Source organism: Tolypothrix sp. PCC 7601 (assembly GCF_025677855.1).
GTDB lineage: Bacteria > Cyanobacteriota > Cyanobacteriia > Cyanobacteriales > Nostocaceae > Aulosira > Aulosira diplosiphon.
Window position 1 is genome coordinate 7,655,428 of record NZ_CP064879.1, and the last position, 26,949, is coordinate 7,682,376.

Below are 26,949 nucleotides of genomic sequence, written 5' to 3' on the forward strand. Positions count from 1 at the left end.
TAACGACTATGATTTATATATAGTCACAGAAGGGAATTTAGTTAGACAAACCCTTATGGTTAAAATCCAAGAAATTCCACTCAACCAGATAAAGCGGCCGTTGCCCCGGACAAACGATCCGCACAAAGTACAAGCCTTAATGGAATCGATTGCTGCGATCGGACAACAAGAACCTATTGATGTCCTTGAAGTAGAAGGACTCTATTATGGCTTTTCAGGTTGCCATCGGTATGAAGCTTGCCAGCGTCTAGGTAAAGAAACAATCTTAGCTAGAGTCCGTAAAGCTCCCCGTAGCGTTCTCAAGATGCACTTAGCATGATTCAATGTCAATGGGTAATCAAAAAAAGCAGCAAGGGACAACAGACAAATAAATTTAATAACCGATTAGGAGAAAATTATGCCATCTAAACCAGAAACTCTAAATATTGGTATTGATGATGCTAGTAGAGCTAAAATCGCTGAGGGATTGTCTCGACTGTTGGCTGATACCTACACCCTGTATCTCAAAACGCATAATTTCCATTGGAATGTAACTGGGCCAATGTTCCAAACCTTGCACCTAATGTTTGAAACCCAGTATACAGAATTAGCCCTAGCAGTTGATTTAATTGCCGAACGCATCAGAGCGCTTGGCTACCCCGCACCTGGAACATACAGTGAATATGTAAAACTTAGTTCAATTCCTGAAACTCCTGGAGTTCCTAAAGCTACAGAAATGATTCGCCTCTTAGTAGCAGGACAAGAAGCCGTAGTCAGAACTGCACGTTCTGTCTTTCCTGTAGTTGATGAAGTCAACGACGAACCCACCGCCGATTTGCTAACGCAACGGATGCAGGTGCATGAGAAGACAGCTTGGATGCTGAGAAGTTTGTTGGAAGAATAGGGACTGGGGACTGGGGATTGGGGATGAGGGAGATGAGGGGGATGAGGGAGATGAGGGGGATGAGGGAGATGAGGGAGATGAGGGGGATGAGGGGGATGAGGGGGATGAGGAAGAAATTTCTATTACCAATTACCCATTACCCACTACCAATTATCCAACACCAAACACCCAACACCTAATACCAAATGCCAAATAATAATTTCACCCATTTGTTGCAGAAGTTAATGCAACAAATGGGTATTTCCAGTTTTAAAGAGCTGAGTCGTACTGCTGGTGTGTCAGAGCGCCAAATTTTGCGACTGCGTCAGGGAAAGGTAAAGCAGATGCGAGTAGATATATTGCTTAAATTGTCGCATACGCTACAGATAACATTAAATGAAATAGTTACTAATTTTTCCGTTACGAGTGAGAGACAAGAAAATACAAGTAACTCAGCACTCAGCACTCAGCACTCAGCACTGAAAAATAATCAACAAAATTTATTACAAGAAAATGACAATTTAAGAAGAGAATATGAGCGATCGCAACTAGCGCTATTACAGCAGCGAGAGTTATTGCAGCAAGAGTTTCAGCAGACGAGTTTGCAAATCTTGGAACCTTTGCTACTGCAATGGCCGACAGCAGCACAGAAAGCAAAGGAGAATCAGCAGCTAGCAGCCATTAAAGTTGTACCATTGGTGCAAAAGCCATTAGAAAAATTATTACAACTTTGGGGAATAGAAGCGATCGCATCTGTAGATGAAGAAGTACCTTACGATCCTCAGTGGCACCAATTAATGGATGGTAGTTCACAAGCTGGTGAACTAGTCAAGGTGCGTTACATTGGTTACCGACAAGGTGAAAAGCTGTTATATAGGGCGAAAGTTAGCCCTATTTGACAAGAGAATATTAGCTGAGTCTGTTAGCTATGGGCAAAAGGTTAACAATAGGTTAACTTAAGTTTTACCTTAGTATATTTTTCTTTAACTGCATGAAACTAGATTATTTGATAGAGAATCAAGCAAGTAGATCTGTAAAATTTCAGATAACCTATGAAATAAATTGCTAATTTTGGGAAATATAAAATATAGAAACAATCTACCCTTGACCCCGGCTGCTAAGATTTGGGGGGTGTTGTATGCAGCTCATGACGAGTAGTTATTGTTTTTTTGATAATTTGTAGTTATAGATTCAGATTTTACTGATAGCCATCATTGATAATTGATAGCCATTAATCAGTCTTAAAGGTTATGAAATGACTTAAAATTATATAATAATATACAATAACAAATGCTTTTCTTTACAAAAATCAAGGATAAAAATATCATGCTTAAACCAGGTGTAGAAGTGGTTAAACTTAGTGGTGTTATTAACTCAGCAACATCTCAAGATTTGCGCCAAAGTCTTAATCAATTAATAGAAAAGGGTGCAAAAACAATATTAGTTGATTTTCAAGATGTCACATTTATGGATAGTTCTGGTTTAGGCACTTTAGTATTAGCTTTTAAAACCCTGAGAGCCTCAGATAGCAAGCTTGCTATTTGCTCGCTTAATGAACAAGTAAGAATATTATTTGAATTGACAAGTATGGATCAAGTGTTTGAAATCTTTCCTAATCAGGCTGAATTTCATCAAACTTTACTGGCTAAAAATTAATCAAAATTTACTTCAATAATAGATAAATCATCCTCAAAAGATTCTTGGGAATGCAAAGCCATGAGGTAATTTAATAATTCTCCAAGAGGAGATTCAACATTATTGCGTAAGCTAATAATGAGCTGAATAAATGCATCTAAACTCCAAAGTTTACCATCTGGTTTAGTAATTTCGTAAGCACCATCACTAAAAATATAAAGATTACTGTAGGCTTCAACATTGCAAAACCCATCAATATATTTTGCCTCGGGAAACATTCCAATTGGCATACCAGGGGTTCTCAAAAGTTGAACTTCAGTATTCTTTACAGATTTACCAGATACTAATATTGCTGGTGGATGTCCAGCAGTTGCATAAATTAACTGTCGCTTAACTCTGTTGTATACTCCATACCAAATAGTAAAGTATTTATCGTTTTGCTCATTGATTTGGAACGTCTCATTGAGCGCTTTAAGTACATGGCTGGGTTGGTAGTAATTCAGGTTACCAAGAGCGCGCGATCGCAGCAAATTGAGTACAGAAATTGAGGGGAGGGTAGCTTTCAATCCATGTCCGGCTGTATCTAATAGGTAAATTGCTAAAGACTCAGAGTCAAGCCAGTAGTAATCAAAACAATCACCGCCGAGTTGTCGTGAAGGAATGAAGCGGGAATTAATACTGAGTGGTTCCGTTAGTGGTAGCGGTAGAAGCGATCGCACATATTCTGCTGCTTCTGCTAACTCTGCTTCTAGTAACTGCTTTTGAGTTTGCAAATCGCGACTCAATATATGTAATCGTAATCCGGCTCTTACCCTTGCTAGTAATTCATATTGCTCAATAGGTTTAGAGATAAAATCATCGGCTCCAGCATCCAAACCCTTGACGCGATCGGCAACTGAATCTAAGGAAGTTAAGAGAATAAAAAAGATAGTAGATAGCTTGGGATCTGTTTTAATTCGATGGCATACTTCTAAACCATTCAACCCGGGCATAATCCAATCACAAATAATTAATGCCGGATGAAAAGTTAGTACTTTGGTAATTCCTTCCTCACCATTACTAGCCGTGACTACCTCATACCCTTGCTTTTGTAACATTCTTTTGAGGAAGGTTACTATTGAATAGTCATCGTCAATTACTAGTATTTTAAACATAAACAGCAAGAAGCACTAGTTAGTAATTGCTATAGCAATTATGTATGGTTGCTCAAATCACTTGCACAGAAAGGTAATAAGCAAAAAGGACATAGAGTTGATTTCAAAAATTAAATATGAGTTGTATATAATTCCTAAATAATTTTTGTAATCAGGAACTGGGAAAAGGGTAAGGGTGAATTCAATCCTTTTTCCCTTTTCCCCTTAACCGAACTGTATTGACTCAGACCCCTAACAGCACTCAATAATTCATAAAGTTAGGGTTCATTCTCTTTTAACAGCCATAAAAGATTATGGCGGCGAAAGAGGATTTAGCCACAAAAGCATAGCATTTTTGAGTTGATTCAAATCACGGTATGCTTCTTGCTTAAACCATTGCCCTAGAGCATCCAAAGGCGTGAAAGATGCTCCTGTTTGCCATTTCAAATCTTGGCCTAAGGGTGTAGTATGAGTTCCTGGCAAGGTTTGTACCGTTACCATCTCCACAAAGCGTTCTTGTAATATTTTGCTTAATACTGCTGATTGGTCAAGGGTGTCATTACTAAATTTTATCAGTAAGTTGCGACGCACATTGTAGCGTTCTTGCACCAGCTTATTTGTTTCTAGAGGAGTGGGGGTAAACTCAATTGCTAAAGCAGAATTCAATTGTTCCACTAAAGGAATCGCATCTTTAGCAGCGTAATTATTAAAAGATATCAGAATGTTACCTGCACGTTCGGCACCCAAAACGCTACCAATTAACAAGTGGAGTTTGCAGCCCATGCTGTGTCCAATTCCATAGATAGGAAGATACAGCTTGCGTAAAGATGAAGAATCGCGAAGACGTTCTAAGGCTCGTTCAAAGTTGAGCAGTACAGAATTTGCGATCGCAATATGATCTAAAGTATTAACAAAAGGTGTAGCAATGACAACATACCCTTTTTCTGCCAGTTGTTCTAGTACCCAACGGTAAGTTAAATGAGGTGCAGTAGCGACAAATGCACCTCCGAGGAAATGGATGATACCGATGGGATTGCGGGGGACGAGTACCCAGTTACCTTGAATTTCTTTCCAGTCCATGCCGATAGGCGATCGCTTACTTAACACATCTTTATGTTAAAACGGGAATCGCCGCTATGGTGCGTTTGGTTAAAAAAGCTGGGGACTGGAGACTGGAGACTGGGGATTGGGGACTGGGGACTGGGGACTGGGGACTAGGGAACTCGGGGCCCCCTCTGGGGATAAGGGGTAATGGGGACTGGGGACTGGGGGATAAAGGAGACAAGGAGAGAAATTCCCATTACCAATTACCAATTACCAATTACCAATTACCAATTACCAATTACCAAACCTTATTAACCTTCCGACTGATTTTGTAACCTTTTCATTTCGTGTTGCACATCTAAAGCAATTTGCAACGCTTCATTGAGTAATCTTCCATGTTCAGTAGCTTGTTCATTTACTTGCATGGCTGTTAAAGTGGCTAAATTATTTACAAAAAGCTCGCTATTTTTGAGAATAAAATTTTTATTTTCTCTCAAAATCTTTTCTGTTTTGAGCGCACGTACTAAATCAGACTTGGTGAGTTTTAAAGCTTCAATAACTCTATGTCGTTGATAAATGGTTACCTCTGGATTACCAGCATCTTCTATTTGGTCATTAATATCTATAGCTTTAATAATGGCATTGTATCTATCAACATCATTTAAGAGAATCCGCAAAGAATTTGTCATATTTGCTTTGAGGAACTTAGCTCGTCTTTTCCACACAAGATATAAAACTAATTGTGTAATTCCTCCTGCCCAAAAACCCAAGACAATAAACACTAACCAAGAAGGTGCTGTCAGCCATAGGTCAAATAATCTAATAATAAAATCGAATATTAGATAGCAACCAACCAAAATAGAAAAACTAATAAAAACTACAGTTGCGCCTTCGGTGCCTTTAATTTTTTCTATAACTTGCTTGGCAAAGCGTCCCAGAGGATTAATGATATTTATGAGTTCATCTTTAACAGGCAGATTAGTCAGGTTTTGTAGATCTCTCGGACTAATCTCCAACCCTTGTAAATCATCCCGCACAGCTTTCCCCACCTCACCAGAATAGTTATTTAGTACAATATAGCAAGCTAATTTCTAGAATGCTAATTATAGAAGCGTTTGGTTAACCAATATCAGAAATATTTTGGTATCAAACTAGTAACACTGTGCAGTCAAAACGCAAAAGTAAAAATTGTCATATATCGCGGCTTATGCATATTGAAAATTGTAGCTTTATTTACGAAAACTTATACTAGTAATTGATTTTTGTACAATAAGATACTCTTTTTTTCAGATAATTGGTTAAAGTTTAATAGTATTTGGTAAACCAGCTTCTTCAGTTGCCATCAAGAATACTGCTCAGTGTTGTGATTACTTCAACCTCCAAGCATTTGCAATCATAGTGAGTATTTTTCCCTTAAAGATATTCCTATGTAGCTGTTCTTTACCATTGTAACTAGCGGATTGCCGAGGAGCAATGCTTAGTTCTAAATAAACCCCTTTATTGATAGAGGTCGCAGATAAATAAATTTAATTTTTAAGAGTGGATAGGGTAAAGCTAGCTTTTCAGCTATCAAAAATTAGTAAAATCAGAATTATTTTTTAGGTATTGTAGAGAGACCCCAGTCATTACTCAGAAAATTTAATACAGCAATATTTTTATAAGATTTATGAATTAATAATTAGATGCATTACTTAAGAAAAACATTGCAAAAGTCTGGTTCTAGATAATCAATCAATTAATTTTTAGCTAAAATTCCAGACAATATCTGAGCTTATATAGACCATAATTATAATTATTAATGAGATATCACAACTTTTCAATATTCTTCTGGAAAGAAAATAACTACACTTCATGGTACTGGCAATTTAGTTCATTTGCAGCGCGAACTAATATTGATTTTAGTGAATAAGCTAATAATTGATTGTATTTACAAGATAAGATAATATTTATTAACCTAACTGAGTATTTTCATATATCCAGCACAAAATCAGATTGAAAGTGATGCATTTGCAGAAAATACGCGATCGCACTCTAAAATTTTTGAGGTTACCATGATGGAGATGGACGTTGCATCTGGCAGCTTGTGTTTGTCTGTGGTCATAGTATGGATGCGCGTCATGGGAAAACTCAAAAAAAGGCTAGTACAAGTAAACAGCAAGCAAAAAGCTATGTACAGCCGACTTTAGCAGTTTTGTGATTGAATAGTTTTTTCTACTTTGCGTAACTATCACCATTGCAAACAAATCACAAAACTAACTAAAAAAGGTTAAAAGCCCACAAAATTGGCATTTTGATTGTTGACTGACTTAGTAGCGATACAAGTCTGGGGCTTCTTGCTCAATAGGAGCTGCCTAAGGTGGTACTTATGTCAAGATTAAGGTGAGGACTTAGACAAGTCATACTATGTTAGGAAATTTACTAGACGGACGCTATCAAGTCCTCCAAGTTCTCGGAGGAGGAGGATTCGGTCAAACTTATATTGCACAAGACACTCATCGGCCAGGTTCACCCAGGTGCGTTGTCAAGCATTTGAAACCTTTTACCCAAAATCCGGAATTCCTCACCACCGCCAGACGGTTATTTACCAGCGAAGCAGAAACCCTGGAAAAACTGGGTTATCATGACCAAATACCTCGGCTTTTAGCTTACTTTGAAGAAAATCAAGAGTTCTTTTTGGTGCAAGAATTCATTGAGGGATATTCTTTGAAAGCAGAACTGCTACCTGGTAGACGTTGGACAGAAGAGCAAGTTGTTCAACTTCTGCAACAAATCTTGAGTATCTTAGATTTTGTTCATGGGCACCAAGTTATTCATCGAGATATCAAGCCGGATAATATTATCAGACGGCAAACTGATTCTAAATTAGTATTAATTGACTTTGGCGCAGTTAAGCAAATTCAAACTCAATTACGAACAGCAATTACAGGACATGTAGAAACTACAATTGCCATTGGTACCCCTGGATATATGGCTACAGAACAGGGACAAGGTAAACCCCGTCCTAATAGTGATATTTATTCTTTGGGAATTATTGGTATTCAAGCTTTGACTGGCTCGCATCCGAGACAACTTCAGGAAGATCCCAACACTGGAGAAATTCTTTGGGAAAATCAAGCTAACGTCAGCCCTGGTTTAGCAACCGTGTTATCTAAGATGGTGTTATACCATTTTAAAGAACGCTATCAATCTGCTGCCGAGGTTTTAGAAGCGTTACGCAATCTCGAGATTAATAGTGATACAGAGATTGAAAATCAATTCACGCAACCGCCGTTATCTGCGATTCAGCTACCGCAAATTTTCTCATCACAAAATACACAAAATACATTTGAGCAGCCAACAGCTTCAGTTCTGACTCCCGAACAGCACAAGCATCTAGAAGATATGCTATTGGGGCTTGTTGGGCCTCTCGCACCAACTTTATTAAGGAAAATCGCTGCATCAGCAAATAGCTACCAAGAAGTAATTGATAATTTAACCCAGCATCTTGCGGGAGAGCAGAAAACTGAATTTGAAGAGAAGTCTCGATTAATTCTGAGACAAACTACTAATAAATCTCAATCTCAGCCGAAGAATTCACCTCAGACCTCCACACCAACCATTAGCGATAGTTTTGTCCGTAAATGCGAGCAAGAATTAGTAAATTTAATTGGGCCAATGGGTTCTTTTCTTGTGCAGAAAGCGATAAAATCTTCGCCAAATATTACACCTTTAGAACTGGTAAATCTTTTATCTGCACAAATTCCCGACAGTAAAAAATCGTTGGAATTCCAGCAGCGTTTATTTTGTTAATTTTGAACAATTTACTTGGTTACTGTCCTTGTTGATTTAGCATATCCATAGCTATTTTTAAACTATATTTCATGCGGTTAAAAGCTGCTGCTAATCCACCAATTTCATCTTTATAATCTTCATTAAAATTAGATTCCATGTCACCTGTACTGACTTTTTGAGCGATTCTTTCTATTCTTCTAATCCGCTCAATTACAGTTTTTTTGATTAAAAAGTTGATGAGCACAATAACCACAGCAAAGATAACAATTAATAGCCCCATCAGCAAAACCCAAGTTTTTTGAGCATTATTAAAAACCTCTTCTGAAGGGACGGAAATAATTTGAGCAGCTACAATCTCATTCAGTTTCCAGTTAAAACCATTAGTCGAACCATAAGTAGCCAATTGGCTTTTAGGAGCTTGATCGGGAGTAGAATGGCATCGCAGACAAGTTTGTTGGCTTACAGCTAAAGGCCGCGCAATATAAAATACTGTCCCTTCAGGAAACTCTCGAAAATCTGAAATTTCTTGTAGTTTAGGATTGTTACGGAATCGCTCCACAATTTGAGCTTCAAAAGGATCGGCTTTATCGCGTAAATTAGTAGGGTTCAGAGTAGCTTCTTTATAAAGGAAATTTTTATATTCTTCATTTTTACGCAAATTTTCAAATACTTCCGTTGCTGAAAAAGCTGGAATTGTTTCTGAGATAAATACTGGTTCAGTCTCCAGGCGAGGCGCTAGTAAGGGATTAACACGATCCTGTGTGTATTTTCTCACTGAAGTCATAGTTTTAATGAGAATTAGTGCCTTATCAGTCACTTCGTTCTGCGCTCTCCGCTGCAGTACACTTGATAATGCAGTGCCACTGACTACAATGCTAATGATAAAAACGATAATCAACAGCAAATTAAACTTAGTACCGATTTTTAAGTTTTTAATTTTGTCAAGCATAATTATTGTTTCTATACAAAATTTTACAGATTAGCACCTAAAGAAAAAGTCGCTAATTCTTACTTCTAAATTTACTTATAACTGGTTTATAACAGATACTTCAAAAGTAAACAAATATTAATTTAAAGTAGTATATGGCTAAATATAGAGCAATTTAGCCAAAAATCAAAATACTTCTTGATAAACAAAATTAGTAATGTCTGGTAAATTATATCGTCGAATTTTTCTGTTAGAAATGCTGTTTTTGGCAGTCAAAGGATGTCAATCAAAACAGCAGCCTTCTGGTTCATTAACAGTAGGTAGTATTAGCTACGGTGGCGGTGAAGAAATAATTAACCAATTCGCAAAATTTAATCGCTACTTAGCTGAAAAAACCAAATCACACGTTAAGCTAGAGCCTGCTTTTAATGAAAATAAAGCTATTGAGCGATTGGAATCCCGTGCATGGTCTTTAGTATTTGCACCACCAGGGTTAGCAGCAATTGCGATCGCACGTTATCAATACTTGCCATTATTTCCTTTAGTCGGTGTGAGTAATTTGCGCTCGATTTTTATCGTTCGCAAAGATAGCCCCATCACTGAGTTGAAACAGCTACAAGGTCAAACAGTAGCTTTAGGTCAGCAGGGTTCAGCCACAGGATATTATTTCCCCCTATTTAATCTTTATGGATTGATACTGGCTGAGGTAGTTTCTGCACCTACACCCCAAACCGTCATGGAATGGGTAGCTATAGGTAAGGCTACAGCTGGTGCGCTTTCAATTGCGGAATTTAATCTCTATAAATCACAATTACAACAAACTGATTTTCGCGTACTCTACACAGACCCGCATTACGTACCACCTGGTGTAGTTTTGATTGGCCCCAATGTGGAACGCAACCGCCAAGAATACATCCGCAAAGCCATGAGCGAGTTTCCTTCAGTATTAGCGCAAGAAGTTGGGTATGTCCCCAATGGCAAAATCCCAGATTACGAGTACATGATTTCTGTAGTTGAACGAGTCAAATTGATTACTCCCCAACTCCAAAACAAACCTGTACGGCTAATTATTAGTTAGTTTGTCATTGGTTATTGGTCATTTGTCATTTGTCATTTGTCATTGGTCAAAGGTCAAGGGTCAAAAGTTATTTATCTCCAGTCCCCATTACCCCTAATCCCCACTCCCTGCGGTCGTGGGGGCCCCGAGTTCCCCAGTCCCCAGTCCCCAGTCCCCAGTCCCCAGTCCCCAGTCCCCATTACCCCTTATCCCCAGAGGGGGCCCCGAGTTCCCCATTCCCCATTCCCCAGTCCCCATTCCCAAAATGCGATTTCTCTTTCTCCATAACAACTTTCCGGCGCAGTACCGCCATATAGCGCTAACTCTCGCTAAAGACCCCAAAAATACAGTTGTCTTTGGGACAAAAAATCGAGATGTGACTCTACCGGGTATCCATAAGGCGGTTTTTGAACCCAACCGCAATGCTCATCCTACAACTCATCATTATGTGCAATCTCTAGAGAATGCTGTTTTGCATGGACAAGCCGTATATAAACTGGCGGAACAACTCAAAGCACAAGATTTTGTACCGGATGTAATTTGCGGTCATTCTGGCTGGGGGCCGACTTTATTTATGAAGGATGCGTTTCCCGATACACCACTCATCTGTTATTTTGAGTGGTTTTACCATGCTCATGGCTCAGATGCAGATTTTGACCCCACAGAGCCACTCAGCGTTGATGATGTAGCGCGAATTCGGGTAAAAAATTCACCGATATTAATTGACTTATATACTTGCGATCGCGGATTGTCACCAACCTATTGGCAAAGATCCCAGTTTCCCCCAGAATTTCACAGCAAAATTTCTGTACTCCATGATGGAGTAGATACAGAATTTTTTAAACCCAACCCCAACGCTAAATTGGTACTACCTAATCTTGACCTCTCAGGTGTTGATGAAATTGTCACCTATGTAGGACGGGGGATGGAACCATATCGCGGTTTTCCGCAGTTTATGGAAACTATTGCCTATGTTCAGGAACGAAGACCGAATTGCCATGTGGTAATTGTTGGCTCAGATAGAGTTTGCTATGGCAAAGCTTTACCGGATGGTATGACTTACAAAGAGCTGATGTTGAAAAAAGTACCCCTAGATTTATCACGGGTTCACTTTACAGGCGCTTTGCCTTATGCCCAATATTTACAAGTGATTCAAGCATCATCTGTCCATGTTTATTTAACCAGACCGTTTGTACTTTCTTGGTCAATGATTGAGGCGATGTCCACAGGATGCTTAGTTTTAGGTTCTGATACCGGGCCTGTGACGGAAATTATCAAAGATGGGAAAAACGGTTTGCTAGTTGATTTCTTCTCACCACAAAAAATAGCTGACCGCATTGATGAAGTATTAGATCATCCAAATAAAATGGCGCAAATTCGAGCAAATGCCCGCAAAAACGTACTCGAACGTTACGATTTGGCTGATTTACTCCCGAAGCATATTCAAATGATTAAGGATGTGGCGAATAAAACCACTGTGAAAGCCGCAAAACTTCCCAGTGGATTTGGCAAAAAAGTTAAATAGCTACAGTGCGTTTGTGTAATTGCAATTGAATGCGATCGCCTGGTAATGCTTCAATTACTTGTGTGGTGAGATTGTTCTTGGTGAGTAACGAACGAAATTCTGCCACACTGCCGACAGCTTGAAGAAATTTAGGTATCAAGCCTTCAAAGATGACATTTTTGCCTGCGGCTGTAGGTAGCATTACCTGCGGTTGTAACCACTTGGCTACTTCTAAAGCACCGTTTGTCCCTTTGATAATGGGCCCCACTAAAGGTAGTGTTAAGTCAACAATCGGCGTAATGATCACATCTACTGGTGCAGCCTGTTTTAATTGGGGGGAATGAGTACCATGTGGCTCATAATACAGGGTAAAACCACTTTCCAACTCCTTGAGGAGATAACCATTTTCGACTGCATTCGGCCCCACAACCGAGCCAGGAACAGCTTTAATTTCTACTTGATGATTTAATGTAAAGGCTTCACCGTGAGTTAAGACCGTTACAAAGCTGTAACCCAAACCCTGCACTACTTTAGCTGCACTAGGCGAAGCCACAACGGGAATTTTGCGGTCAAGCTGCTGGAGTGTAGGCGGATGAGCATGATCTGGCAAACCCTGAGAAAGTAGAATCAGGTCAATATTTTCTGGTATTGGGCGTTGTTGAGATAGAGAGCCTTTAAAAAACCAATCTACATTACCGAAAGTTAAGGAACCAACTAGCCAGGGGTCAAGTAGGATGCTTTTACCTGCGATTTCAATCAGCCAACTATTGTTGTCCAACCAAGTTAAATACATAGCATAGAGAGATAACACCTGATTTTATTATCAGGGGGTTTCGGAAGTAGCAGGGGAACTGGGAGTAGGGAAAAAGAAAGAAACTGCATTTATCCCTTACTCCGGGAACAGGCGGCGTTATAGATTAATTAATGTATCTGCAATACCGGACTGTTACTCAGCTCGGTCTCAAAAGCAAAGGTTTGGAGATGTTTACTTTATCGGAAACTTCTATCGTTGCGACAATTGTGCTGGTAGCTTTCGCCATCTTAGGTTGGGGCTTTTATCGCGCCAGACCTTTTGGTAAACTGGGAATCTTTGCCTGGTTACAGTCGGTGGTGTTGATGGCTCCGTGGCTGTTGTTTTTTGGTTTGTTTGCAGCAGGAATATACATCAACATAGTGGGTATATTGTTCTTGGTGGTGGCTTCTGCTGGATTGTATATCTATTTAGGGAAGCAGTTGCGCGCAGCTGGACAAGATGCTCTACTCAAACAAAAGGCAAATCAAAGGCTGGCGGCTGAGGCTTCATCGGAAGTCAATACCACAGAAAATTCCCAGCCTCCCGCAGGTGTTGCGGAACTGAAAGTTGAACTACTCACAATTCCCGAAGATGATTTAAACGCCATTAAGGGCATTTTTGGGATTGACACATTTTTTGCCACAGAAACCATCGCCTACCAGGAAGGAGCAATTTTTAAAGGTAATTTGCGGGGAGAAGCGCAGGAAGTTCACAATCGCCTGAGTAAAAGTTTGCAAGAAAGAATAGGCGATCGCTATCGTTTATTTTTGGTAGAGAATACCGATGGCAGGCCTGTGGTGATCGTTTTGCCTAGCCGTAATGATCCGCGTCCCACGACGTTGGCGCAAAAGTCTTTTGCTGTCATCTTATTCCTGGCTACAGTTGCTACTAGTTTAGAAGCGGCGGGAATACTGCTGAATTTTGACTTATTTGGACAACTACAACGCCTACCAGAAACCTTACCTATCGGTATCGGTCTATTAACAATTTTGGTAGCCCATGAAATTGGTCACTGGGTAATGGCGCAACGTTACAATGTGCGTCTTAGCTGGCCTTTCTTTCTCCCGGCTGTGCAAATTGGCTCTTTTGGAGCGATTACGCGGTTTGAGTCCTTATTACCCAACCGCACGGTACTATTTGATATTTCCTTAGCAGGGCCTGCGGCTGGCGGAATTGTTTCTTTGTTAATGCTGATTGCTGGTTTATTGCTATCTCACCAAGGCAGTTTATTCCAAGTGCCAAATCAGTTTTTCCAAGGCTCAATTTTAGTAGGTAGCTTGGCGCGAGTTGTCCTCGGTTCGGCTTTACAGTCACCTTTGGTAGATGTGCATCCTTTGGTAGTGATTGGTTGGCTGGGGTTAGTGATCACCGCTTTAAACTTAATGCCAGCCGGACAATTAGATGGCGGACGCATAGTGCAAGCAATTTATGGACGCAAAACCGCAGGTAGAGCTAGCTTGGCAACCTTAATTTTGCTGGGTATAGTATCCTTGGCTAATCCTTTAGCGATGTACTGGGCAATTTTAATTCTGTTCTTACAACGGGATTTAGAACGCCCCAGCCTGAATGAAATTAGCGAACCTGATGATGCCAGAGCCGGTTTAGGTCTTTTAGCACTCTTTTTGATGATTAGCACCCTCTTGCCCTTAACCCCCGCTTTGGCTGGGCGTTTAGGCATAGGATAGTACACTGAGTCGAATGGCACTAAACTCAGGTAAAGAGGTGTTAATCTACAGATAATCAAGGAAGTGTATGGAGCCTACACCCAAACAAGCAATATCCGCAATTCGGGTGTGCGCTCAACTTACTAGGGTTTATAAAAGAATAGACCTGGTGAGATTGGACGAACGTACCAGAAATGTATATATCTTGGCAGATAATTCCATAGAAGCTGAGGTAACACCAACCGGAGAAATTCTTTGGTTATGACAGAACCTAACTTTCAACAAATGCCTCTAGAGCAGTTAAGGGTTTATATTTTGGAACATCGCAACGATGATGAAGCATTTCATGTTTACATCGACAGGAGGCGTGCCCAATCTTCAAATCATGTGCCAATGACAATTGAGGAAGCAGAAGCGGAATTACAAAGACGGTTTGGACAGCAAGCTAGTTAACCGTTAACTGTTGACTGATGACTGTTAACCGTCAACAGTCAACATAAAATCCCATACCCTTATAAGGGTATGGGATGAGCTTAATGTTAGGAAAATTAACTCTAAGGTTTCCAGCCTGTTAACAGATTCGGGTATCCTGTGCGTGTTGGGAAAATTTGTCCGAAGCTGGTTTGGCGGTCTAAAGGTTTTTCTTTACTCATGTTCCAAAGAGTTTCATAGAAAAAGAATGATACCCCGGCAAAATTGCGATCGCGTACTTTTTGTACTTGGGTTTGAATCTGTTGCATGGGTATAGATCTGCCTTTTAGCCCAGATAAAATGCCAATACTCACGGGAATATGGCTGCGTGCGGCTTTGACTTCGGGGTATTCTAATTCGCTAATAAAAACACTCAAGTCGTCACGGTAGATTTGTAAGACTAAATCTTCTACCAATCCCAGGCGTTCCCATTTCTGCCAGTCTGCTAAAAAGAAATCATAAGAAAAACGTTGGGGATTAGGCGCGACGGATACTATACAGTCTTTTTTAGCTGCTTTTATGGCTGTAAATACCCGTTTCATATAGTCGGTAATTTTATTCGCTCTCCAAGCCACCCACTCTGGATCTTTAAAGTCCTTAGAAGGCGCACGTCCGCCATGTTCTTTTCTATAGAGCGCTACTGTGTAAGGATCGTAGCCTAATTCTGAGGGCAAACCAAAGTGGTCATCAAATTGAATGCCGTCGATATTGTAATTTTTAACGATTTCAACTATTAAATCTTGCATAAATTGCTGTACGTCTGGTCGAAAAGGACTCAGCCAAACTCGGTCATGAGTCCCTTCTTTGACAATGCGCGTACCGTTACTGCGATTCGTGAGCCATTGGGGATGAAGTTTGGCTAATTGAGAATCAGCAGGAGCCATAAAGCCAAATTCAAACCAGGGAATAACTGTTAAACCTTGTTTATGCCCTTCTTCTACAACTTCTTTGAGCATATCTCGCCCTTGTAAGCCTGGTGTGGGGTCGAGCGATCGCCCAGTTGCTTTGGCGGCGACTTTACTGGGATATAATGTATACCCCCAATTCCAAACTGTTGGGTATACGGTATTAAAATTTAATTCGCTCAACCGTTGTAAAGATTTTTTTAGGCGATCGCGCTCAAATAGCACATCACTGTCAATATTGGTTAACCATACACCTCTTAATTCCGTAGCGAGCGATCGCACTGGCGGATTTTGAGCATTTAAGGGGAACGACAGCATCATTGTAGCTACCATGCTGAGGGTAACTATCATGGCAAATAATGCCTGTTTTCTCTGATGCCAAATATTCCATTTACCAATATTCACTACCCACTTTCCCAGTTTTTTGAACATTTGTTACAGGCAACTCATAACATAAACCATGACTAGAATACCTGGATAGATGTTGCTCTTTTGTTATTTATTATTTGTTATTTGTTATTTTGTTATTTGTTACTAGTTCTTTTGTATTACTGGTTTCCTTTTAGTTCCCTGCTCTATTCTGTACCTCAATCTCCTCAGCCCCCTCATGCCCCTAATCCCTTGCGGCACAGACTTTCCAGCGTTTATACACCACACTTTTCTATATTCGGCACTACTACTTGTTGTTACTTATAATACCTATGACCGCATTATTTTTTCGTAAATGTGGGGTCATGCACTGCATACTCTAATTGATAATCTTGCGTAGGATTACTATAGGTCATCAAATAAATTGTTATCAATTTTTACCCAGAAATACCTTGGCTCTTAAGTTGATCAACAATTTAAACTGAAATGGCTAAGGTACTTTTAATACTTTTAAAGACCAAAGGCAGGGTTTACTAATGGGTAGCTTCAGTAATTCACAAGATGGTATGGGAAATACCATTGCGGCCACCAAAAGGCTTGCAAGAGCCATGATGGTTTCTGCTGGTGCTTTTTCATTAATTTTGGCATCTTGTAATTCAGCTAATAGACAACAACAAGTACTAAATCTATTAACAGAATTCTCCTCAGTGCAGATCCAAGAGATCATCCTCCCGCCTGGGGCAGAGACACTGTATACCACTATTTCAACTACACTGGGTGTTGCCCAACCTGATGTTTTAATGGTACGCGGTTTAGAATCTGTAGTAGATATTAATGAACTCATCGTGAGTACAAATCTCATGCGAGATGAGTTCCGCAAACAATTTCATTGCCCCTTAGTTTTATGGGTAAATGATGAAATCCTCCGGAAACTAGTATGGCTAGCACCTGATTTAAAAGATTGGGCAGCTAGTACCATTAGATTTGATATGCCTAACAGCCAACTTGTCGAGCAAACTGCTCTCAGTGCTTAATGCATTTTTTCCCCGCAATGTCAATTTCCATCTCAGTCTATATCAATAATCTCCACGACTGGGCAACTGTTCATATTCAATTGAATACGCCAGACAATCAGCAACTATTCAGTGCTTAATGCTCTTGATAATTTTAAATTTCATATCTAGTAAAGCTGAGTGTATGATATTGCTAAGGCCGCTCAGCTGAACTACATAAATTTGGGTTGGGTTGACCTGGTAAAAATCTTGCTGTAAAAATTCAGGAACAAATAATAAACTTATCAGCGTCTATCTTCACATCTGCTTCAGAAGATAGACGCTTGTTTAATTTCAAATAGTTTAGGGTGAGTAATACCCACAAAAATCTAGATACAGTGCCAATGTCCAGACTAAAGGGATTGCAAAAATCAACTAGGAATCCTATAGTTGCAGACTAGTGATCAGTCTCATGAATTTTAATGAGACTGCTCGCTAAAAATTATTCTACTAATAACTAATTATTACTTTAGTATGAAAAATATTTTGGGTGCGTCTCGTACCGCAAATCAAGCACGGATTTTCACTGCCTTAGTTTTAACAGGAATTTTATCTGTAGGTAGCGGGTTAACATTCATTAAAACTAGTAGTGCGGCGGCTGTTAATTTGTCAGCAGCAACCACAAAGGAAGCTATTAAAGGCAATGCTAGACCAAACAGCTTACCACGTTCAGTAGTGAATGCGGTGCTACAAGATTTATCCCGGAGGGGTGTAGTTTCAAGCCAAAAACTAGAAGTTGTGGAATCGAGCCAACGGACTTGGCGTAATGGTTGCTTAGAACTACCTCAACCTGATGAAATCTGTACTCAAGCTTTAGTTCCAGGTTGGCGAGTTGTCGTATCTAATAACCAAAGAAAATGGGTTTATCACACTAATCAAGTAGGTTCCGTAGTTAGATTTAATGAAAAAGCCAGCCAAATTGCTGGAGGAAATGGTAATACTGGTATCCTTCAACCAGTAACTATTCCTGATAATGAATTACCGCCACGTTTAGAGCAAAATGTTGTATTTCGACAAATTTCTAGTGGTGGTATTGCTGGGAGAACTTATGAAACTGTTTTACTCAATGATGGTAGCTTGATTCAAGTGAGAGTTGGCGATGCTAACGATTCGGAACGGAAAGTACGCCGCGTTTCTCTTGTCAGAGTACAACAGTTCCAACAATTACTAACAACTGCAAAATTTAGTGAATTCAAAAATTTAAGTTATCCAGCGCCTATTGGTGCAGCTGATTACATTACTTACACTCTCAGCAGCCAAGAAGGAACCGTCAAGTACAACAATATTTCTCAAGACCAATTACCAAAAAATTTACGGAATGTAATCAAAGCTTGGAATCGGCTGCGGAATAGTCCTATTTCTAATAACAATACAGGCGGCGCAGTTCCAATTCCTGCAAGTGAGTTACCACCACCTTTAGATCAGAATGTTGTATTTCGGCAAATTTCTAGCGGTGGCTTTACTGGGAGAACTTATGAAACTGTTCTACTCAATGACGGTAGCTTGATTCGAGTCAGAATTGGTGATGCTAATGATTCGGAACGTAGCGTTCGCCGCGTTTCTACCCAACAGGTAAAACAATTTCTCAGATTATTAGAAAGCGCAAAATTTAGTGAATTTAAAAATTTGAGTTATCCAGTAGCTCAAGGTGCGGCTGATTATATTACCTTTACCCTGACTAGCCGAGAGGGAACAGTGAGATATAGCGATATTTCACAAAATAAATTACCACAAAACTTGGTGCTGGTGGTGAATGGTTGGAATAGGTTGAATAGTGGTGCTAAGTGAGGAATGGGGAATGGGGAATGGGGAAGGGGGAATGGGGAATGGGGAAGGGGGAATGGGGAATGGGGAAGGGGGAATGGGGAATGGGGAAGGGGGAATGGGTGAAAGGAAGAAATAACTTTTAACCTTTGACCGTTGACTCTTGACTCTTGGCAAATTAAGTAAGGGCGCAATAATTGCGCCCTGTTCTGCAAAGTGGAGCGGAGGAACTTGAAGAATTAGACGATAAAGTTCTTAGCGGTTAAATTAGAGGCGTTGACTTTTTCTAAGAGAACAAAGCCCTGAAACCCGCCAGGTTTTGTGTTTCCATCTACGTCAATGCCAACAATAGTATTAGATCCATATTGTTGGAATTTGATGAAATCACTGAATTTATTGCTGCTGTTGTAAGCTTGACCGCTGAAAATTTGGCGCAGGTCTATTTTATCTTCGCTAACAGAAAAATCAGTAATGGTGTCTCCTCTGTCTTGCAGACTTTGATAAACAAAGGTATCGCCACCAGTACCACCAGTTAATTTATCTCTGCCGATTCCACCAATTAAGCGATCGCTACCGTTACCGCCATTTAGGGTATCGTTACCTTTACCACCCCAAATCACATCATTAGCTGCAGTACCATTTAAGACATCGTTACTGTCTCCACCCTTGATTTCTTTACCGATGGTAGGTGTTGGGGTTGGTGTGGGAGTGGGTGTTGGTGTAGGATTTGCTTGAGAACCTGAACCTGGAATATAACTTGCAGGGTTTCGATCATTGCTACCAAAGTTTTGCACCCAATAGTTGTCTTGAAAACCAACACCGAGTTGAGTAAAGCTGGGATTAAGAATATTTGCTCGGTGTCCCGGACTTTTCATCCAAGCTGCTACAACTTCTTCTGGTGTTCTTTGTCCTTTGGCTATATTCTCTCCCATTGTTTGGGCTTCAAAGCCAACTTTTTTGGCTCTATCCCAGGCTTGCGAACCATCTAGCCCGGTATGACTAAAGAAATTGTTCTTTGCCATCGATTCTGCATATTGATCGGCAGCATAGTTAAGTTCTGCATTGCCTTGCAGAGGTTTCAAACCACTCTTGATGCGTTCTACATTGGTCAGTTCTAAAACTCTTTGTTCAAATGTTGGGCTAGTTGTTGTTGCCATGAATCTATCCTCATAAAGATTTGTTCACATGAATTCAGCAGGAGATGAGTTTGCCTGCAATTTTTGGTAGAAGCAAACCTGAAGAGGTGTCAATACTACTCAATTAAGCGTTTTGAACTCAAAATTGGTGTTGGGGAAAAGGTTAAAGGTTAAGGGTGAAAGGTTGTTTCTTTCCCTTGAACCATTCTCCTTTTTCCCCTTAACCAACAAGTATTGGAAGGGGTGTAAAAGCAAAACTGTCACAAGCTTGCGTAAAACTGCAAAGTCTTGTATTGGGTAGATTTAAGCTAATTGTTAGAGAGGCTTTCCTCTCCAGCGACTTCCTCTGTTAGGGGTGTTGTAAATATGCCTGATACCAATTGGTAATTTGTGAAAATTCGGCCGATTCTGGATTTGAAAGTTTGGGTGTATGTGTTGCCGAATTTTAGAGAATTGGTATGAGTTCTGGCAGATGGATTCAGACACCGTAGTTGGTAGAGGAAAAGATGTAAGTAGTAATACATCAGTCACTTCACCTCAGGATAAAAGATACCGTAGCTTTTTTGACACTGGCTTTGTGACGGTCGATAAACCGTCACATGGTAGTAAAAAAATAATTTATACATTTGTTTTGTTTCTAGTTTTTATACAAAATTTTATTTTTGCAAGCATTAGCGCGTTTATTGATGAGCTATACAGAGAGATTTTTATTAAATACTTAGTAGCTAAATTAACTAAAATTTTTATAAAAAATCAGTATAGCCCAGTAAAGCTGTAATAAATTACTCTAAAAAGCGTATATAATTTAAAGCTTTCAAGAAGCCATCATAAATTCAGACTAAAAAAATTTACAAAGGCTTCTTGAAAAAAATCCGGATGTAATGAAAAATTCCTGAACAGAACAAGAGATGGGTTTAAGGACTCTTAGTAGTTTTAGATACGCTAACAGCGTAGGGATGTACAGTTTTCTGCCCAAACCTTAGAATGCCAAAGTGCTAGTCAGAAATTATGACAACACCAACATTACAAGCGGGGAACGAAATTCTTCAGGCAGAAAAATTGCTGTCTTTGCTGAATCGTTACCAACTATTACCGCAGGTACTACGTGCCAAACTGATTGACGAAGCGATCGCACCCTTTAACTGCACAGAAGCAGAAACACTCTCGGCGATCGCACATTTCCGTCAACGCTACCAACTCACCTCTTTGGAGGAACAAGCCGCATGGTTGCAAAAAAATCAGCTAACGGAAGCAATCATGTATGAGGTAGCAATTCGTCCCATATTAATCCGCAAATTTCAATTGCAGATGTGGGGAAACAAACTTGAGTCTTATTTTCTGCAACGTAAATCAGATTTAGACCAAGTTGTCTATTCCATGATTCGCACCCAAGATGAGGGTTTAGCCCAAGAGCTATATTTTCGCATTGCGGAAGAAGAGAATTCTTTTGCAACTATTGCTCAACAGTATTCCCAAGGTTCTGAAGCCCAAACAGGAGGGGTGGTTGGGCCAGTTCCTTTATCTCAACCGCATCCCGTAATTCAAAAGATTCTTTTTGCCAGTCAACCTGGTCAACTTTGGAAGCCTCAGTTAATCGCTGATTGGTATGTAATTATTCGCTTAGAACAATTTCTGCCTGCACAGTTAGATGAAGCGATGCAGCAGCATTTACTAGATGAACTCTTTGAAGCTTGGATACAAACACAAATCAAAACCGAATTAGAGAATTTTAGATTTTAGATTTTGGATTTTGGATTTTAGATTTTGGATTTTAGATTTTGGATTTTGATGCAAAATTTTTAGACAAGCTGTCAACCATTGCGTGGAGTATCAGATGGGATGAAGCCAGGTATTACTGAAAATGAAATAGTTGAATTTCTCGCTGTAACTCCGCCATTTACTCAACTTTCATCAACAACTTTAGAAAGCGTTGCAGCTAAATGCCAACTGTTGCAATATCGTACCGGACAGTGGATGTTAGTTAGGGAAAGAATGCCAGCGCAAGTGATGATAATTTATCAAGGACAAGCGCGGGTATTAGGTCACGATTTACAAACTAACTCTCCCAGTAGTTTGACGGTGGTTGAAAGAGGAGAGTTTCTGGGTTGGTTGGGATTGGTACGAGGCATAAGTTGCGAGGCTGTTATGGCCTCGTCCGAACTGATCGCTGTGACGCTGGATTCTCTGGAATTCATGCAATTAATGGAACAAGAACCAGAGTTTGCCCAAGCAGTGCGATCGCATTCCCACATTATTGAAGTTTTTGAACTGGTAAATCAGGAACTCCAGCGTCATCCAGATACCAGCTTTAATGCCAAAGATTTAGCGCGCCAACTTTGGCAAGATACGTTGGTGGTGAATTTACTACCAGGAAAAATCAATTCTCTGCAATTTGATAAAGACCACTTGTGGATACTCAGCGCTGGCATTATTGATCATATGAGTGTCGGCTTTCGCTTATTGCCACGCGAGGGTAGACATTGGCAAAGTACTACAGAGGTTCGCATATTGGGTATTCCCTGGGATGCGCCTCAGGAAGAGACTTCCGAGTTAAAAATTGCGCCAGCACCAGAATATCCACCAGATCCATACAGCGAAAATCTTGCGCCAGCGCAAACTATCTTGGTATCGGGAAAAGGGCCTATTGACGCGCCTTTGGCTTGTTTCCAGATGTTGAATCAGATATTGGGGGGTTCTTTCCGCCGTGATTTAATCCGCAAAGTTCTAACGAACCAACTCAAAACCCACAAGCAAATTACTCTCCCAGTAGCTGGCGCAGTGGTGGAAATGATGGGTTTGCAAGCCCAATTAGTTAACGTTCCATCTCATGTAATTAATCGCTTAAATGCGCCAGCGCTGATTTACTTCCAAGAAAATCTGGCTTTGCTGTACAAAATTACCGAACGGGAAATCATCGTAGCCGCACCAGAAAGCGGGATAGCCAGATATACACCCGCAGAGTTTGCCAATATTTGGGGACAATCCGGGCCAGTATTAACAGTAGAACAGGCAGATGGCGATCGCCCAGAAAAATTTAGTTTAAGGTGGTTCCTACCTTCCATCTATAAATTCCGTTTGGTGTTGATGGAAGTCTTGGTGGCTTCTTTTTTTGTACAAATATTTGGTTTGGCTAACCCAATTATTACCCAAATCATTATCGACACTGTATTAATTCAAAAAAGCCTCGATACTCTGGATATTTTAGGGATTTTCTTGTTAGTAATTGGCGTATTTGAAGCGGCGTTAACGAGTTTGCGGATTTATTTATTTGCCGATACTACTAACCGCATCGATATTCGTTTGGGTTCAGAAGTAATTGAGCATCTGTTAAGATTACCCCTGAATTATTTTGAGCGTCGCCGCGTCGGAGAATTAGCCGGGAGAATTAATGAACTAGAAAATATTAGGCAATTTCTCACAGGGACAGCATTAACTGTAGTTTTAGATGCCGTATTTTCCGTGATTTATATCGGCATCATGTTGTTTTATAGTTGGGTTTTAACCCTCGTAGCTTTGGCAACTGTACCATTGTTTGCCATCCTCACAACTTTTGTGGTGCCGATTGTGCAGCAACAATTACGCAAAAAAGCCGAACGCTACGCTGACACGCAATCCTATTTAGTGGAGATTCTCACCGGCATTCAAACAGTCAAAGCCCAAAATATTGAATTAAAATCTCGTTGGCAATGGCGCGATCGCTATACGCGTTATATTAGCGCTGGGTTTAAGAATGTCCTTACTTCTAGTACCGCCAATTCTATTAGTGGATTTTTAAATCAATTTTCTAGCTTTGTCCTCTTGTGGGTAGGCGCGCATTTAGTGATTTCCAATCAACTGAGTTTAGGACAGTTAATTGCCTTCCGAATTATTGCTGGTTATGTTACCAGTCCACTGCTGCGTTTAATTCAACTCTCACAAAGCTTCCAAGAAGTCGCATTATCCATAGAACGCCTCGGTGATATTTTAGATACAGCGCCAGAAGTTAATGCCAGCGATCGCAACAATATTCAACTCCCAGATATTGCAGGTGCTATTAAATACATAGGAGTTTCCTTTGGTTTTAACCCAGAAGATAGCTTAAAACTAATCAATATTAATTTGGAAATTGCCCCTGGAACCTTCGTTGGTATAGTTGGTCAAAGTGGCTCTGGTAAAAGTACTTTGACAAAATTATTACCCCGTCTCTACGAACCAGTAGCAGGGCAAATTCAAATCGATGGCTATGATATAAGGAAAGTAGAGTTAAATTCTTTGCGTCGTCAAATTGGGATAGTGCTACAAGATACTTTATTATTTGAAGGAACAATCCAAGAAAATATCGCACTCATTCGACCAGACGCAACTACCGAAGAAATCATTGCTGCTGCCAAAGCCGCAGCCGCCCACGATTTTATCATGGCACTACCTAACGGCTACAACACACAAGTTGGCGAAAGAGGTTCCGCCCTTTCTGGGGGACAACGCCAACGAATTGCGATCGCTCGCACTGTGTTACAAAATCCGAGATTATTAATTCTCGATGAAGCTACTAGTGCTTTAGATTACGAATCTGAGCAACAAGTATGTCGTAATTTGATGGAGTTCTTTCAAGACCGTACCGTTTTATTTATTACTCACCGTCTGAACACCGTCAAAAATGCCGACACAATCATCATCATGGATCAGGGTGTAATTGCAGAGCAAGGAACACATACCGAACTCATGGCTATGAAAGGACGTTATTACTGTCTATTTCAACAACAAGAATCGCAATTATAGAGGGTATTGAAGAATGGGACTGAGAATTCAACAGATGCAGCAGTAAAGGTGACATAAACAACCACTTTTGAGCCTTGACTTTTGATTCTGTCCCCTCGAATCTTAACCCTTAAAGCCTTGACCAAGAAAACAACCAAGCAGAACTATGCCAGATTTATCTTTGCTGTTAGCTTGCACACAATGTTCAAATGTTTCGCAAACACCTGCTAATCATTGCCAAGAAATTCGTGCTGAAGAAACCACTCCCCCACCATCTAATACGAGTGCTTGCGTTAGCCAACCAGAAAGCATGGAGGTAGCGTTTTCACCTCCAATTCAAGAGAATAATCAACAAACTTCCGTAGCGCAAACGCAAACAGAAAAATTCGTTAATCCCACAAATAAATACAATCATCTCAATCAAATTGCAGAAGTTCGGCCTCTACAAATAGATTTGCTGTTACCGATGGGTGGTTTTTTCTTCATGCTCATTGTTGGCAGCATATTAATTATCTGGAAACGTTTTCCCGATGCTCAACGTCAATGGCAGCTGCTTTTACAAGGTGATACAGGTATTTTTAGTTCGGATGTTCCTTGGCAGGAAAAGAAAAAGGAATTCGATCAGCCTGTCATTTTAAAACAATCTCGTGCTTGGTCTCATGCGATAGTCTGGAGCATAGTTGGAGTTACAAGTTTTGCCGTGGTTTGGTCTGCTACTGCCAAAATTGACGAATCTGTACCAGTGCAAGGTAAACTCGAACCCAAAGGATTTGTCAAAGAAATTCAAGCACCAGTAGGCGGTGTAATTGATCAGATTCACGTCCAAGAAGGGCAAAGAGTCAAAAAAGGTGACCTATTAGTAAGTTTTGATCGCACCGCTAGTAAGGCGAAATTAGCTTCTCTGCAAGCAGTCCGAGCCAGTTTGTTGGCAGAAAATAAATATTATCAGACGCAAATGCGATCGCTCACGGCTAATGCTAGTTGGCAAGATTTGCAGGAAGTTCCAGAATTAGCAGCACTCACCGAAAACCGTGCCGCGTTAGTCAAAGAAAATCAACTTTTCCGTGCAGAATTAAACCAAGGTTTAGGAGTACGGGACTTAAACCCACAGATGAGACAGCGCCTACTAACTAGACAATTAGAAAAAGAAACCCGCATTGACTCGGTGCGCTTGGATAGAGAACAGTTAACTCGGCAGTTAAATCAAGCGCAAGTGCAACTAATTAACGCTAGAAGTACTCTGTCCACAAATCTAGAAATTGCTAACAATTTAGAAAGCCTCGTAGATAAAGGCGCATTTGCTCGTTTACCTTACCTAGAAAAACAACAAGCCGCAGAAGCTAGCCGTGCAGAAGTCAACCGCCTCGAACAGGAAGTAGAACGGCTAAAATTAGCGATCGCCCAAGGACAAAGGAAACTAGAAAATGCGATCGCTCTTTCCCAAGAAGATTTACTCAGCAAAATAGCCGATAACGAAAAGCGCATCGCTGATATTGATAGTCAACTTACCAAAGTCATTGTTGAAAACAACAAAAAAATCCAAGAACTTAACAGCGAAATTCGGGAACTCGAGGTAAATATGAAATACCAAGAACTGCGAGCTGCCAATGATGGTATTGTGTTTGACCTCAAGCCGCGTAGTTCTGGCTATGTTTATAACAGCAGTGAATCGATTCTCAAAATTGTGCCGCCAGAAAACCTGGTAGCGCAAGTTTTTATTACTAACAACGATATTGGTTTTATCAAACCTGGAATGCCTGTTGATGTCAGAATTGATTCCTTTCCATACACCGAATTCAGTGACATTAAAGGGCAATTAGTGCGCGTAGGTTCCGATGCATTACCACCCGATCAAACCCATCCTTACTATCGTTTTGCGGCGGAAATTCGTTTAGATAAACAATCTATCAATATCAATGGTACAGAAGTACCTTTACAATCTGGTATGTCTTTGAGTGCAAATGTGAATATTCGCAAGCGCACCGTTATGAGCATTTTCACAGATAAGTTTTTAGGCAAAGTAGAAAGTTTGAAATATACTCGTTAGCGGTTGATGCGAGACAATTGATTTATTAATCAAAGGACTCTTATTTGATTTTTGAAATTTATGTATTAGCGTGTCTA

General features: G+C 40.2%; 24 protein-coding genes. 17 read left to right on the forward strand and 7 right to left on the reverse strand.

Annotated features, from left to right (window positions below; translation table 11 throughout):
- Window positions 1–55 precede the first annotated feature (55 nt).
- The 5 genes from HG267_RS31005 (at window position 56) to HG267_RS31025 (ending at window position 2,518) form a co-directional block, all read left to right on the forward strand.
- Window positions 56–319: a ParB N-terminal domain-containing protein gene (locus HG267_RS31005; RefSeq protein ID WP_045870783.1), complete on the forward strand. Its 264-nt coding sequence runs from the start codon at window positions 56–58 to the stop codon at window positions 317–319.
- 78 nt (window positions 320–397) lie between these two features.
- Window positions 398–883, forward strand: coding sequence for a Dps family protein (locus tag HG267_RS31010; RefSeq protein ID WP_045870784.1), 486 nt, complete (start codon window positions 398–400; stop codon window positions 881–883).
- Window positions 853–1,062 (forward strand): hypothetical protein, encoded by a 210-nt coding sequence (locus tag HG267_RS31015; RefSeq protein ID WP_045870785.1) that lies wholly within the window; start codon window positions 853–855, stop codon window positions 1,060–1,062. The genes HG267_RS31010 and HG267_RS31015 overlap by 31 nt, the downstream gene beginning before the upstream one ends.
- A 6-nt stretch (window positions 1,063–1,068) precedes the next feature.
- Complete coding sequence (gene grpE, locus HG267_RS31020) at window positions 1,069–1,761, forward strand: nucleotide exchange factor GrpE (protein WP_045870786.1); 693 nt, start codon at window positions 1,069–1,071, stop codon at window positions 1,759–1,761.
- Window positions 1,762–2,188: 427 nt separating this feature from the next.
- On the forward strand, window positions 2,189–2,518 hold the full coding sequence (locus tag HG267_RS31025) for an STAS domain-containing protein (protein ID WP_081584031.1): 330 nt from the start codon (window positions 2,189–2,191) through the stop codon (window positions 2,516–2,518).
- On the opposite strand, the gene HG267_RS31030 is transcribed toward HG267_RS31025, so the two are convergent.
- From HG267_RS31030 to HG267_RS31040, 3 genes are all read right to left on the reverse strand, one after another.
- Complete coding sequence (locus HG267_RS31030) at window positions 2,515–3,651, reverse strand: SpoIIE family protein phosphatase (RefSeq protein ID WP_045870788.1); 1,137 nt, start codon at window positions 3,649–3,651, stop codon at window positions 2,515–2,517. The two genes, HG267_RS31025 and HG267_RS31030, sit on opposite strands and share 4 nt — an antisense overlap.
- Before the next feature lie 291 nt (window positions 3,652–3,942).
- Window positions 3,943–4,710: a DUF1350 family protein gene (locus tag HG267_RS31035; protein ID WP_045870789.1), complete on the reverse strand. Its 768-nt coding sequence runs from the start codon at window positions 4,708–4,710 to the stop codon at window positions 3,943–3,945.
- Between the two features lie 275 nt (window positions 4,711–4,985).
- Entirely contained in the window at window positions 4,986–5,723 is a 738-nt protein-coding gene (locus HG267_RS31040; RefSeq protein WP_168160980.1) for a hypothetical protein, read from the reverse strand.
- A 1,354-nt stretch (window positions 5,724–7,077) separates the two neighbouring features.
- Here HG267_RS31040 and HG267_RS31045 point away from each other — a divergent pair.
- A complete protein-coding gene (locus HG267_RS31045; RefSeq protein WP_045870791.1) occupies window positions 7,078–8,463 on the forward strand; it encodes a serine/threonine-protein kinase in 1,386 nt (461 codons plus the stop codon).
- Window positions 8,464–8,482: 19 nt separating this feature from the next.
- Here the strand turns inward: HG267_RS31045 and HG267_RS31050 are convergent, their stop codons facing one another.
- Entirely contained in the window at window positions 8,483–9,394 is a 912-nt protein-coding gene (locus HG267_RS31050; protein WP_045870792.1) for a DUF3365 domain-containing protein, read from the reverse strand.
- 196 nt (window positions 9,395–9,590) lie between these two features.
- Here HG267_RS31050 and HG267_RS31055 point away from each other — a divergent pair, with 196 nt between their 5' ends.
- Window positions 9,591–10,451, forward strand: a complete 861-nt coding sequence (locus HG267_RS31055; protein WP_045870793.1) for a phosphate/phosphite/phosphonate ABC transporter substrate-binding protein — start codon at window positions 9,591–9,593, stop codon at window positions 10,449–10,451.
- A gap of 244 nt (window positions 10,452–10,695) precedes the next feature.
- Window positions 10,696–11,955, forward strand: a complete 1,260-nt coding sequence (locus HG267_RS31060) for a glycosyltransferase family 4 protein (RefSeq protein WP_045870794.1) — start codon at window positions 10,696–10,698, stop codon at window positions 11,953–11,955.
- Here the strand turns inward: HG267_RS31060 and HG267_RS31065 are convergent.
- A complete protein-coding gene (locus HG267_RS31065) occupies window positions 11,948–12,727 on the reverse strand; it encodes an MBL fold metallo-hydrolase (protein ID WP_045870795.1) in 780 nt (259 codons plus the stop codon). The two genes, HG267_RS31060 and HG267_RS31065, sit on opposite strands and share 8 nt — an antisense overlap.
- A 188-nt stretch (window positions 12,728–12,915) precedes the next feature.
- On the opposite strand from HG267_RS31065, the gene HG267_RS31070 reads away from it, so the two are divergent.
- From HG267_RS31070 to HG267_RS31080, 3 genes are all read left to right on the forward strand, one after another.
- Window positions 12,916–14,412 (forward strand): site-2 protease family protein, encoded by a 1,497-nt coding sequence (locus tag HG267_RS31070; RefSeq protein WP_045870975.1) that lies wholly within the window; start codon window positions 12,916–12,918, stop codon window positions 14,410–14,412.
- A gap of 67 nt (window positions 14,413–14,479) precedes the next feature.
- Window positions 14,480–14,656 (forward strand): DUF6888 family protein, encoded by a 177-nt coding sequence (locus HG267_RS31075; RefSeq protein WP_168160981.1) that lies wholly within the window; start codon window positions 14,480–14,482, stop codon window positions 14,654–14,656.
- Window positions 14,653–14,844: a DUF6887 family protein gene (locus HG267_RS31080; protein ID WP_045870796.1), complete on the forward strand. Its 192-nt coding sequence runs from the start codon at window positions 14,653–14,655 to the stop codon at window positions 14,842–14,844. Before HG267_RS31075 ends, HG267_RS31080 begins: the two co-directional genes overlap by 4 nt.
- A 101-nt stretch (window positions 14,845–14,945) precedes the next feature.
- On the opposite strand, the gene HG267_RS31085 is transcribed toward HG267_RS31080, so the two are convergent.
- A complete protein-coding gene (locus tag HG267_RS31085; protein ID WP_045870797.1) occupies window positions 14,946–16,199 on the reverse strand; it encodes a glycoside hydrolase family 10 protein in 1,254 nt (417 codons plus the stop codon).
- Between the two features lie 473 nt (window positions 16,200–16,672).
- Between HG267_RS31085 and HG267_RS31090 the strand changes: the two genes are divergently transcribed.
- Complete coding sequence (locus HG267_RS31090) at window positions 16,673–17,170, forward strand: hypothetical protein (protein ID WP_045870798.1); 498 nt, start codon at window positions 16,673–16,675, stop codon at window positions 17,168–17,170.
- A gap of 492 nt (window positions 17,171–17,662) precedes the next feature.
- Entirely contained in the window at window positions 17,663–18,976 is a 1,314-nt protein-coding gene (locus tag HG267_RS31095; RefSeq protein ID WP_045870799.1) for a hypothetical protein, read from the forward strand.
- A 215-nt stretch (window positions 18,977–19,191) separates the two neighbouring features.
- Here HG267_RS31095 and HG267_RS31100 read toward each other — a convergent pair whose 3' ends face one another.
- The gene (locus HG267_RS31100; RefSeq protein WP_045870800.1) at window positions 19,192–20,109 is read right to left on the reverse strand and encodes a CAP domain-containing protein; all 918 of its coding nucleotides are present in this window, start codon (window positions 20,107–20,109) and stop codon (window positions 19,192–19,194) included.
- A gap of 451 nt (window positions 20,110–20,560) precedes the next feature.
- Here HG267_RS31100 and HG267_RS31105 point away from each other — a divergent pair, with 451 nt between their 5' ends.
- The 4 genes from HG267_RS31105 (at window position 20,561) to HG267_RS31120 (ending at window position 26,872) form a co-directional block, all read left to right on the forward strand.
- Entirely contained in the window at window positions 20,561–20,866 is a 306-nt protein-coding gene (locus HG267_RS31105) for a hypothetical protein (protein ID WP_096621764.1), read from the forward strand.
- 230 nt (window positions 20,867–21,096) lie between these two features.
- Window positions 21,097–21,828, forward strand: a complete 732-nt coding sequence (locus tag HG267_RS31110) for a peptidylprolyl isomerase (protein WP_045870802.1) — start codon at window positions 21,097–21,099, stop codon at window positions 21,826–21,828.
- A gap of 99 nt (window positions 21,829–21,927) precedes the next feature.
- The gene (locus HG267_RS31115) at window positions 21,928–24,846 is read left to right on the forward strand and encodes a peptidase domain-containing ABC transporter (protein ID WP_045870803.1); all 2,919 of its coding nucleotides are present in this window, start codon (window positions 21,928–21,930) and stop codon (window positions 24,844–24,846) included.
- Window positions 24,847–24,991: 145 nt separating this feature from the next.
- Entirely contained in the window at window positions 24,992–26,872 is a 1,881-nt protein-coding gene (locus tag HG267_RS31120; RefSeq protein WP_045870804.1) for an HlyD family efflux transporter periplasmic adaptor subunit, read from the forward strand.
- The last annotated feature ends 77 nt before the right edge of the window (window positions 26,873–26,949 follow it).

Bases quoted from the DNA above. Each gene is read 5' to 3' on its own strand.
- grpE (WP_045870786.1), top strand. From the start codon at position 1,069: ATGCCAAATAATAATTTCACCCATTTGTTGCAGAAGTTAATGCAACAA.
- HG267_RS31055 (WP_045870793.1), top strand. From the start codon at position 9,591: ATGTCTGGTAAATTATATCGTCGAATTTTTCTGTTAGAAATGCTGTTT.
- HG267_RS31095 (WP_045870799.1), top strand. From the start codon at position 17,663: ATGAAAAATATTTTGGGTGCGTCTCGTACCGCAAATCAAGCACGGATT.
- HG267_RS31035 (WP_045870789.1), bottom strand. From the start codon at position 4,710: ATGGACTGGAAAGAAATTCAAGGTAACTGGGTACTCGTCCCCCGCAAT.
- HG267_RS31105 (WP_096621764.1), top strand. From the start codon at position 20,561: ATGGATTCAGACACCGTAGTTGGTAGAGGAAAAGATGTAAGTAGTAAT.
- HG267_RS31075 (WP_168160981.1), top strand. From the start codon at position 14,480: ATGGAGCCTACACCCAAACAAGCAATATCCGCAATTCGGGTGTGCGCT.
- HG267_RS31060 (WP_045870794.1), top strand. From the start codon at position 10,696: ATGCGATTTCTCTTTCTCCATAACAACTTTCCGGCGCAGTACCGCCAT.
- HG267_RS31100 (WP_045870800.1), bottom strand. From the start codon at position 20,109: ATGGCAACAACAACTAGCCCAACATTTGAACAAAGAGTTTTAGAACTG.
- HG267_RS31025 (WP_081584031.1), top strand. From the start codon at position 2,189: ATGCTTAAACCAGGTGTAGAAGTGGTTAAACTTAGTGGTGTTATTAAC.
- HG267_RS31070 (WP_045870975.1), top strand. From the start codon at position 12,916: ATGTTTACTTTATCGGAAACTTCTATCGTTGCGACAATTGTGCTGGTA.
- HG267_RS31110 (WP_045870802.1), top strand. From the start codon at position 21,097: ATGACAACACCAACATTACAAGCGGGGAACGAAATTCTTCAGGCAGAA.
- HG267_RS31010 (WP_045870784.1), top strand. From the start codon at position 398: ATGCCATCTAAACCAGAAACTCTAAATATTGGTATTGATGATGCTAGT.
- HG267_RS31085 (WP_045870797.1), bottom strand. From the start codon at position 16,199: ATGTTCAAAAAACTGGGAAAGTGGGTAGTGAATATTGGTAAATGGAAT.
- HG267_RS31065 (WP_045870795.1), bottom strand. From the start codon at position 12,727: ATGTATTTAACTTGGTTGGACAACAATAGTTGGCTGATTGAAATCGCA.
- HG267_RS31045 (WP_045870791.1), top strand. From the start codon at position 7,078: ATGTTAGGAAATTTACTAGACGGACGCTATCAAGTCCTCCAAGTTCTC.
- HG267_RS31050 (WP_045870792.1), bottom strand. From the start codon at position 9,394: ATGCTTGACAAAATTAAAAACTTAAAAATCGGTACTAAGTTTAATTTG.
- HG267_RS31005 (WP_045870783.1), top strand. From the start codon at position 56: ATGGTTAAAATCCAAGAAATTCCACTCAACCAGATAAAGCGGCCGTTG.
- HG267_RS31080 (WP_045870796.1), top strand. From the start codon at position 14,653: ATGACAGAACCTAACTTTCAACAAATGCCTCTAGAGCAGTTAAGGGTT.
- HG267_RS31030 (WP_045870788.1), bottom strand. From the start codon at position 3,651: ATGTTTAAAATACTAGTAATTGACGATGACTATTCAATAGTAACCTTC.
- HG267_RS31115 (WP_045870803.1), top strand. From the start codon at position 21,928: ATGAAGCCAGGTATTACTGAAAATGAAATAGTTGAATTTCTCGCTGTA.
- HG267_RS31090 (WP_045870798.1), top strand. From the start codon at position 16,673: ATGGGTAGCTTCAGTAATTCACAAGATGGTATGGGAAATACCATTGCG.
- HG267_RS31120 (WP_045870804.1), top strand. From the start codon at position 24,992: ATGCCAGATTTATCTTTGCTGTTAGCTTGCACACAATGTTCAAATGTT.